This window comes from Mesorhizobium sp. M6A.T.Ce.TU.016.01.1.1, assembly GCF_003997065.1.
Taxonomy (GTDB): Bacteria; Pseudomonadota; Alphaproteobacteria; order Rhizobiales; family Rhizobiaceae; genus Mesorhizobium; species Mesorhizobium mediterraneum.
In genome coordinates this window covers 1-9,132 of the sequence record NZ_RZTJ01000046.1, presented here as the reverse complement: position 1 = coordinate 9,132, position 9,132 = coordinate 1, and the positions used below count along the sequence as shown (strand labels likewise).

Here is a 9,132-nt window from a genome sequence, read left to right as displayed (position 1 = left end):
TCCCGGACCTCACGGTCGAGGAGAACCTGTTTCTCGGCCGCGAGTTGAAAGGAAATCTTTTCCTGAACCGGCGCGCGATGCGTGCCCGCGCGGAGGAACGCTTCCGCGAAATAGGCTTTCACGTACAGCTGGACAGTAAGATCGAAACGCTGACCCGTGCGCAAAAGCAGATGGTCGAGATTGCCAAGGGCATGCTCTCGGACGCCAAGATACTCATCCTCGACGAACCGACCGCGTCGCTTACCGACGGCGAAGCGGAAAAACTCTTCGCCGCCATCGGCGGCCTCAAGGCGCGGGGCGTCGGTATCATCTATGTGTCGCACCGCATGGCGGAGATCCGTCGGCTGGCGGACCGCGTCACGGTTTTGCGAGGAGGGCGCAAGATCGATACCCTGGCCATCGCCGCGGCATCCGACGCGACGCTCATCGAGATGATGGTAGGCCAACCGGTCGAAAGACTGTACCCGTCAATCAGCCAACGCCCCTCCGATATCGTGCTGGCGACCAGGGGGCTGCGAGTGTCCGGCACCGTATCCGATGCCTCCATCACGGTCAGGGCTGGAGAGATCGTCGGCCTGGCCGGCCTGGTTGGCTGCGGCCGCAGCGAACTTTGCCGGGCCGTGTTCGGCCTGGAGCGGGTGACGTCCGGTGAGATCGAACTTCATGGCGCGGTGGTACGAGCACCCGCGCCGCACAGCATGCTGCGTGCTGGACTATGTTACTATCCGGCTGATCGCGGCGCCGAAGGACTTGCCCTCAGCCGCCCGGGCCGCGAGAACGTGACCATGGCCGCCTTGGATGATCCGAGACTGTCCCACGGCGCACTGCTCAAGTCCTGGCGCGAGCGCCGGGCGATAGCCGCGCCGTTGAAGACGCTGGGTCTGCGACCGATGACGCCCGAACGCGCGGCGTCGTCCTTTTCCGGCGGCAACCAGCAGAAACTCGTGCTGGCGCGGGGGCTGATGCGCCCAGTCTCGGTTCATATTTTCGACGAACCCACGGTCGGTATCGACGTCGGCGCCAAAAGCGAAGTCTACCGGCTAATGAAAAGCCTGGTGGAGAATGGCGCAGCGATCCTGCTGTCATCGTCTGAACTGCCTGAGCTCGTCCACCTGGCCAACCGCGTGTACGTCATGCGCGAAGGGCGCATAGTCGCCGAACTGGAAGCCGACGGCATCAGCGAGGCCACCGTGTTGCGCCATTATTTCGACGCCGAAACCGGCGCCACGGAGGCGGCATGAGCATCGATGCGCTGCGGCGACGTTTTCTGGAAACCGGCGGGATCGTCATCCTGCTTCTGGTCGCAGTCTCAGTGGCGGCCGCGATCATCGAACCGCGTTTTCTGAATCGCCTAAACATCCTCAACGTTTTGCGCAACTTTTCCTTCCTGGCGGTTCCGGCGATCGGCCAGATGATCGTCATGACCACGGGCGGCTTTGATCTGTCAGTCGGCGCCACCATGGCGTTGGCGTCCTTGGTCACGGCCGCGGCGATGGCCGCGATGCCCGAGGCCCAAGGAATCCAACTGCTCCTACCAGTGGCGCTGGCTCTGGCCAGTGGCGCCTGTGTTGGCCTGGTAAACGGCACGCTGGTGGCGCACTTTGCCCTGTCGCCTTTCATGGTCACATTGGCATCGTTGTCGATCGTCGCCGGGATTACGCTCTACTACACGCAGGGCATCCCGATTTACGGCGTTTCCGACGTTTTCGTCGACGCCATTGGACGCGGGCAGGTCCTTGGCCTGCCGCCAGTCTTGCTGCTCGCGTTAGCGGTGATCGCCATCGCCATCATTCTGCAGCGTCGGACGGCGCTTGGACGCCATTTCTACGCCGTCGGCGGCAACGCCGTCGCCGCCCGGCTGTCGGGCGTGCGCACCCACCGTGTGCTGATAACCGCCTATGCGTTGTCCGGCATCCTGGCGGCGCTCACCGGCGTCCTGATCACCGCTCGCATCGGCTCCGGCCAGTCCACGATCGGCGGTACGCTGGGACTGGAGACGATCGCGGCGGCGGTGATCGGCGGCGTTTGACTGCGAGGCGGTTCAGGCCGTGCTGAAAACGTCGCCATGGCGGCGCTGTGCCTGGCGATCATCGCCAACGCGATGAACCTGACGCAGATCGACAGCAAGTTCCAGACGCTGGTGCTGGGTACCGTGCTTATCGGCGCGCTGGCTTTCGACCGTATCGTTCAGGGGAGGCGGGCCAATGTCTGATCGACCAGACATCGCGGCTCCGGTCGTGCTTGACCGCGCTCGCCCGGATATCCGACAGCTTGCGGCGCAGGCCAGGCTGCCGGGGCTCATATTCCTGGCCCTACTGGTTCTCGGTTTGATAGACCCGCGCATCCTTTCGAGCGGGAATCTTTGGAACATCGCGATCCAGACCAGTTATCTCGCCCTCTTTGCCATGGCGCAGACCATGGTGCTGCTGACGCGGGGCTTCGACCTGTCGCTCGGAGTTACCGTCTCGCTCGTCAGCGTCATGTCGGCGATGGTGATGACCGGAACCGGGGATATGCCGATCCTGTGGGGAATCGCGGCCGGCCTCAGCGTCGGCCTGCTGATCGGCGGACTGAACGGATTCCTGATCGCTGGCATCGGCATCAACCCACTGGTGACGACGCTGGGCATGGCCAACATTGTCATGGCGCTGGCATCCACGGTCAGCGGCGGCTTTCCCGTGCCGGGCATTCCCGAGGCCTTCACGGACGCCTTGGCGGAAGGACGGCTGATCGGCGTCCCGGTGCCCATCGTGTTCGCCGCGCTATGTTTCGCGATGCTGTTCCTGGTTCTGCGCTTCACCGTGCTCGGCCGCAGCCTGTATCTCATAGGCGCCAACCCTCGTGCGGCGACGGCGGCGGGCGTGCGGACCGGACGCGTCGTTGCGATCGACTATGTGGTCTGCTCACTGCTGGCCGCAATTGGCGCCATGCTGCTCACCGCGCGCACGGGATCGGGAGAGCCCAATCTCGGCGGCAACCTGACCCTGGAATCGATAGCGGCGGCCGTGGTCGGTGGCGTGCGCCTCACCGGCGGAGAAGGAGGCGTTACGGCCGCTCTGCTCGGTGCCCTGTTCATCACGGTCATTTCCAACGCCATGAATCTCATGCAGGTCGACGGCTATTTGCAGCAGGTTCTTTTGGGCCTGATCATTCTGGCCAGCCTGATACTCGGCCGCGATCACAAGAAACGCTAACAGCTCCGGACCTTAAATGGCTTATCAAGTCTGCATCGATATCGGCGGAACGTTCACCGATTGCCTGGTTTCAGAGCCCGGCGGGAAAATTTCGATCTTCAAATCGCCGACGACGCCCGGCGAATTCGAGAAAGGATTCATCAATGTGCTGCACGTCGCGGCGGAAGGGTATGGGCTCGATCCCGCGACGTTCATGACCGAAATCGACCTGATCGTGCATGGCTCGACCGTTTCGACCAACGCGCTCGTCGAGCGCAAGACTGTCAAGGTCGGGCTGATCCTCAACGAAGGACACCAAGACATCCTCGTGCTGCGCGAGGGCCCGCGCAAGGGTGCCTTCCAGTGGCGGCTCGACTATCCCGAGCCTTACGTTCCGCGCCACCTGACTAAGACGGCGCGGGGCCGCGTCGATGCGCGCGGGCGGGAGCTCACGCCTTTGTCGAGATCCGATGTCGAGGCGGCGATAGCCGACTTCCGGCGCTATGGCGTCGAGGCGATAGCAGTCGGTTTGCTTTGGTCGGTCGTCAATCCTATCCATGAAAAGGCGGTGCGCGATATTATCGCGCAGGCATGGCCTGAGGTTCCGGTTACCCTCAGCCATGAAGTCAATCCGATGTCACGCGAGTACAAGCGCATCATTGCGGCCGCCATCGACGCATCGATCAATCCGATAGTGCGCACCTATATCGAGGAATTGCGACAGGCGCTTTTGCGAGCGGGTTTCCAGGGCGAGCTGCTGCTGGCCAACTGCGTCGGCGGAATGATGCCTCCCGCCGAGATGCTGCGGCGGCCGATCTTCAGCGTCATGTCGGGGCCGACGCTGGCGCCAATGGCCGCCCTGGCGCTGAGCGACGAGGCCAATGTCATCGTCGGCGACATGGGCGGCACCACCTTCGACGTCTCGGCTCTGCGCGACCACCAGATCATCGTGACCCCGGACAGCATGATCCACGACGATTCGCTGGGTATTGCGAAAGTCGATGTTAGATCGGTTGGCGCCGGCGGCGGGTCCATAGCTTGGGTCGACGATGGCGGCCTGCTGAGGGTCGGTCCCCAAAGCGCTGGCGCGCGGCCGGGGCCGGCATGCTACGGAGCGGGGGGTACCGAGCCGACTGTTACCGATGCCAATGTCGTGCTCGGCATTATTGACCCGGACTATTTTCTAGGTGGGCGGATCAAGATAAGCCGCGAACTGGCCGAGAAAGCGGTCGCGGGAATCGCCACGCGGCTCGGCATCTCGCTGCTCGACGCGGCTTACGCCATCCAGACCACCAGCAACCACAACATGGTCGGCGCCATCGAGGAAATCACCATTCGCGAAGGCATCAACCCGCGCGACAGTTTCTTTGTCTGCGGTGGCGGCGCGACCGCCATTCACATTGCCGAGATGGCTGACATATTGGGGTTGAAACGCTACATGATTCCCCGCTTCATGGCCGGATTGAGCGCGTTCGGCGGGTTGATCTCGGATATCTCGCGCGAGGAAAGCGCGGTTTTTCTGACCTCGACACGGCGCTTCGACGCCGCCGGCGTCTCCGACGTCCTGGCGCGGTTGAAGGCGTCGGGCGAGGCATTCCTCGAACAGGCCGGCGTTGAGCCTGACCTGCGGCGATTCGAATTCTCCTTTCTTGGTCGTTACGAATACCAGTCCTGGGAGATTGAGGTCCATTTCGAGGCCGATGAGGCGCGCCTCGACGCCGAAAAGCTGCCAGGTCTGGTCGAAGCGTTCCATCAGATGCACGAACGCATCTATTCAATCAGATCCGATCGCGACGTCGTCGAATTCACCAACTGGAAGCTGCGCGCGGTGGGCAAGCGCGTTAATCAGGACGCTTGGAAGGACTTCAGGCTGGCCAACCAAGCGATGGCGCCGGTCGCCAAAGGCCATCGGCCAGTTTTTCTGCATGAAGCGCGCCGGACGAGCCAGTTGCCGGTCTACGACATGGACCAGCTGGGCTCGGGAGCGGCGCTTGACGGCCCCTGTCTGGTGGAGGCGACGACGTTCACCGCTTTCCTCAAGGACAAGCATCGCGGGCGCGTCGACCCGCAAGGCAACATCGTCGTGACCGTCGATTGACTCAACCCTTCACGAGCAAGGCTTTATCAAATGGATTCACCTGTCATTCGCCCGGAGACGCCAACGCGCCGCGTCGATCCGTTCCTGATGTCGGTTCTAAAGAGCCGGTTCGAGGCCGTCGTCCGGGAGATGACGCTGGTGGTGATGCGAGCCAGCCGCTCGGCTGTGATCAAGAACGCCCGCGACCTGAGCTGCGCGATCCTGACCTACGATCACCGCCTCGTTTCCACCGAGGACGCGCTGCCCATCCACGTCATGTCGATGGATCTGGCGACGCGTCCGATAACGGAGCTGTTCGACGATATCGCCGACGGCGACATCTTCCTCAACAACTGCCCATACACGGGCGGCACCCATCATGCCGACCTGATCATGGCAATGCCGATCTTTTTCGATGGCAAGCCGCTGTTCTGGGCCGTGGCGCTTTCCCATCACGCCGACACCGGCGCGCCTACACCTTCGACCTATCTGCCATTCGCCAAAAACGTTTATGAGGAAGGAATCCACTTCCCCTGCGTGCGTGTGGTCGAACGGCACAGGGAGAAGCAGGACATCCTGCGCATCGGCATGATGCGCAACCGGGTTCCAGACATCTGGCTTGGCGACGTCCGCGCCCAGATCGGCGCCTGCAGGACCGGTCGACGCCGTCTGCTGGAACTGCTGGAAAAATACGGTCGCGACACACTCCTGGATTTCGTCGAGGACTGGTTCGACTACGGTGCGCGGCGCGCCATGGCCGAGATTGCCAAATTGCCGAAGGGCAAGTTCTCCTACGAGGTTCGCCATGACCCCGTCCCCGGCGTGGCGGAGGAGGGCATCCCGGTGAGGATCACCATTGATGTCGACCCCGAAGCCGGCGAGATCACGGTCGATGTGCGTGACAACATGGATAATGTCCCGGGCGGTCTCAACCTATCCGAAAACACTTGCACGGGCTCGTGCCGAATCGGCGTCTTCAACAATCTCGACGACGGCATCCCGCACAACGAGGGTGCTAAGAGCCGCATCAAGGTCTTGATGCGTGAGGGAAGCGTGGTCGGCAAACCGCGTTACCCGGTTGGCACCTCGGTGGCGACCACCAATGTCAACGACCGGTTGATCATCGCCGGCAATTGCGTGTTCTCGACGATGGGAGAACCCTATGGCCAGGCCGAGAGCGGCTCGCACCTGCCGGCGGGGATAGGCGTGATTTCGGGCAAGGATCCGTTCAAGGATGGGCAGCCCTACGTCAACCAGGTGTTCATTGGCTACGCCGGCGGTGGAGCGCGTCACGGCTATGATGGCTGGCTGACATATTGCGGACCGGCGAATGGCGGCCTGATCGCGCTCGATTCCGTGGAGGTGGATGAATCCATGTATCCCATCATCATTGAGTCGCGCGGCGTGGTGGCGGACACGCAAGGCATTGGCGAGTTCGAGGGCGCTCCCGCCGTCGGCGGCGTCTTCTATCCTGTCGACCACGAGATGACACTGGTCTACTCGGCCGACGGCACAACCTTTCCGCCGCGTGGCGTGCTCGGCGGCGGTGATGCCAAAGCCAGTCGGAGTGCTAAACGCGGGACGGATGGCAGGCTCGTCGAACTGCCGGCGTTCCATGAGGAGGCGTGTCGCGCTGGCGAGCGCATCGAGTTCGTCGCCTGCGGCGGCGGCGGCTATGGCGAACCGACCAAGCGTGACGCTCGGCGTGTCGCGGCCAGCGTCGGCCGCGGCTGGCTGACCAGCGAAGCGGCCCGCGAGTCCTACAAGGTGGCGTTGGTGCTCGACGCTGAGCAGGGCGTCTGGGTCGTCGACCAGGAGGCCACCGCGCGCCTCCGGGCGGCCTGAGCCAGCGCGAAGAGAGTGCGCCGGCGAATGACCGGTAGCCTCGATCACGCCCGCTTGGCGGCCGCGTCCTGCTCGTCGAAATACCGCAACAGGTTCATGCCGCCGCGCGCGATGTCGCGTTCGATCGCCTTACGCGCCACTTTCTTGTTGCGGGCACGGAACGCTTCGATCAGCGTCTCGTGCTCCTCCGCGCCGATATAGTCGTTCTCGGCCTGCTGATAATACACGTTGAGGATCGGGCCCATCGATACCCACAGGCTTTCGATCTGCGCGATCAGCATGTCCATCTTGGACAGGCGGTAGACGCCGAAGTGGAATTCGCGGTTGGCGCGGCGAGCGCGTTCGGCATCGCCGGACGTTTCGCCGGCCACGAAATCACGATGGATCTCGACAAGCCTTTCGATGTCCGCGTCCGAAACATGCTCGACGGCGAGTTCGGCCGCCAGTCCCTCGAGCGCGATACGAATGAGCCTGACCTGCCAGTAACGCGACCTGGTCAGCTCTGGAACGGTGACGAACCGCCCCGAACGCAGTTCCAACGCCTGCTCGCTGACGAGCCTGAAACAGGCCTCCCGCACAGGCGTGACGCTGGTGCCCAGCCGTTGCGCCAGATCCTGCATCAAGAGCCTTTCGCCCGGCCGGAAATTGCCCGCGATCAGCGCCTCGCGCAGCGAGATATAGGTTCTCGCCGACAGACTGCCTTGCTCGATTGGCTGCATCTTGTTCATGGATCACCGCTGCAATGTTTGGGCCGCACCGAATCGGCAACGGATAGGGTACGAGGCGATCTTATATCCTATAAGTCCGGTTGCGACATAGGGCTAAGAGAGGGCGGTTCTCCCAGCAGAGAGTTTGCGCAGGATCGTCTCGATGACATCCAGCGACTTCTCGACCGTCGCTCGGTCATGGCTTCCCGAAAGGTAGAGACGCTTCAGCGGGAGCGGCTGACCGATCAGCCGATTCGCTATCATCTCCTTGCGGAATGCGAGATCGAAGGCATCGTCGTTGCGCAGCAGGTCCTGGTAGTCGTGGTAGGGACCGCTGAGGAAATAGATCAGCCAGACCGAACCAAACCCGGCGCTCTGCGCGCGCAGGCCAAGACGATCGATAATGCCGTCCAGCTCCGCTCGCATGAAAGCGCCAAGCGCGAAAAGACGTTCATAGAAGCCTGGTTTCGACAGCTCGTCGATCGTCGCCTGCATGGCGGCGAGCGTCGACGGTGTCCCGTTGAAAGTACCGCCCATGAACACGGATCCTTCCCCAGTCCGGCCGACGAGCTCCATGAGATCGCGACGACCGGCGACTATCCCGACCGGATAACCCGACGAAGCCGCCTTGCCGAAGGTCGCGAGATCTGGCGTGATGTCGGCGATCGACTGATACCCGCCGAGCGCGTGGCGGAAGCCGGTGATGACCTCGTCGAAGATCAGCACGACGCCATGATCGCTGGTCAGGCGACGCAGGTCGCGCAGGAAAACATCCGTCGCGATCACCGACCCCATATTATGCGCGATTGGCTCGATGATGATCGCCGCGACGTCGCCGGGATTGGCGTGGAGATAGTCCTCGACGACCTGGGCATCGTTATAAGGCAGCACGATGGTGTGACGGGCGGCGTCTTCAAGGATGCCGGCGCTGATTGGATCATACTTGCCGACCGCCTGCGCGTGCGACTGCACGTTCATGGCGACATAGTCATGCCAGCCATGATAGCCGCCTTGAAACTTGATGATCCGCTTGCGACCGGTGGCGGCACGGGCAAGGCGCAGGGCGTGATAGGTTGCCTCCGATCCCGAGTTGCAGAAGGCGACGAGATCCGCGCACGGGATGCAGTCGACTAGCGCCTCCGCCACCTCGATTTCGAGCCGCATCGTTCCCGCGCCGACAAGATCGATGTCCTCGGAGACTGCCGCGATGCGTTCGCGCACCGCCGGATGACAGTGGCCAAGCACGTTGGCGCCGAAGCCGCAATGGTAGTCGGTATACTGGTGTCCGTCGACGTCGTAGAGAAACGCACCCTGCGCCCGGGCGAAGACA

Annotated in this window: 8 protein-coding genes; 6 read left to right on the top strand and 2 right to left on the bottom strand. The window is 62.8% G+C overall.

Going from position 1 to position 9,132, the window contains the following annotated elements:
- The 6 genes from EOC94_RS32505 to EOC94_RS32485 form a co-directional block, all read left to right on the top strand.
- A partial coding sequence (locus EOC94_RS32505; RefSeq protein WP_148128451.1) for a sugar ABC transporter ATP-binding protein occupies positions 1–1,241 on the top strand: 1,241 nt, incomplete at its 5' end.
- Positions 1,238–2,029, top strand: coding sequence for an ABC transporter permease (locus tag EOC94_RS32500; RefSeq protein ID WP_245465705.1), 792 nt, complete (start codon positions 1,238–1,240; stop codon positions 2,027–2,029). The genes EOC94_RS32505 and EOC94_RS32500, both read left to right, overlap by 4 nt.
- A 36-nt stretch (positions 2,030–2,065) precedes the next feature.
- Positions 2,066–2,212: a hypothetical protein gene (locus EOC94_RS34950; protein ID WP_245465704.1), complete on the top strand. Its 147-nt coding sequence runs from the start codon at positions 2,066–2,068 to the stop codon at positions 2,210–2,212.
- Positions 2,205–3,194, top strand: a complete 990-nt coding sequence (locus tag EOC94_RS32495) for an ABC transporter permease (protein WP_127295648.1) — start codon at positions 2,205–2,207, stop codon at positions 3,192–3,194. The genes EOC94_RS34950 and EOC94_RS32495 overlap by 8 nt, the downstream gene beginning before the upstream one ends.
- A 16-nt stretch (positions 3,195–3,210) precedes the next feature.
- Positions 3,211–5,271: a hydantoinase/oxoprolinase family protein gene (locus tag EOC94_RS32490; protein WP_127295646.1), complete on the top strand. Its 2,061-nt coding sequence runs from the start codon at positions 3,211–3,213 to the stop codon at positions 5,269–5,271.
- 30 nt (positions 5,272–5,301) lie between these two features.
- Entirely contained in the window at positions 5,302–7,095 is a 1,794-nt protein-coding gene (locus EOC94_RS32485) for a hydantoinase B/oxoprolinase family protein (RefSeq protein ID WP_127295644.1), read from the top strand.
- Between the two features lie 44 nt (positions 7,096–7,139).
- Here the strand turns inward: EOC94_RS32485 and EOC94_RS32480 are convergent, their stop codons facing one another.
- Positions 7,140–7,823, bottom strand: a complete 684-nt coding sequence (locus tag EOC94_RS32480) for a GntR family transcriptional regulator (protein WP_127295642.1) — start codon at positions 7,821–7,823, stop codon at positions 7,140–7,142.
- A 93-nt stretch (positions 7,824–7,916) separates the two neighbouring features.
- The coding region (locus EOC94_RS32475) for an aspartate aminotransferase family protein (RefSeq protein WP_148128450.1) at positions 7,917–9,132 on the bottom strand (1,216 nt) is incomplete at its 5' end.

What these genes read in the sequence shown, in the direction of transcription:
- EOC94_RS32480 (WP_127295642.1), bottom strand. Translation starts at nt 7,823, where the DNA reads ATGAACAAGATGCAGCCAATCGAGCAAGGCAGTCTGTCGGCGAGAACC.
- EOC94_RS34950 (WP_245465704.1), top strand. Translation starts at nt 2,066, where the DNA reads ATGGCGGCGCTGTGCCTGGCGATCATCGCCAACGCGATGAACCTGACG.
- EOC94_RS32490 (WP_127295646.1), top strand. Translation starts at nt 3,211, where the DNA reads ATGGCTTATCAAGTCTGCATCGATATCGGCGGAACGTTCACCGATTGC.
- EOC94_RS32495 (WP_127295648.1), top strand. Translation starts at nt 2,205, where the DNA reads ATGTCTGATCGACCAGACATCGCGGCTCCGGTCGTGCTTGACCGCGCT.
- EOC94_RS32500 (WP_245465705.1), top strand. Translation starts at nt 1,238, where the DNA reads ATGAGCATCGATGCGCTGCGGCGACGTTTTCTGGAAACCGGCGGGATC.
- EOC94_RS32485 (WP_127295644.1), top strand. Translation starts at nt 5,302, where the DNA reads ATGGATTCACCTGTCATTCGCCCGGAGACGCCAACGCGCCGCGTCGAT.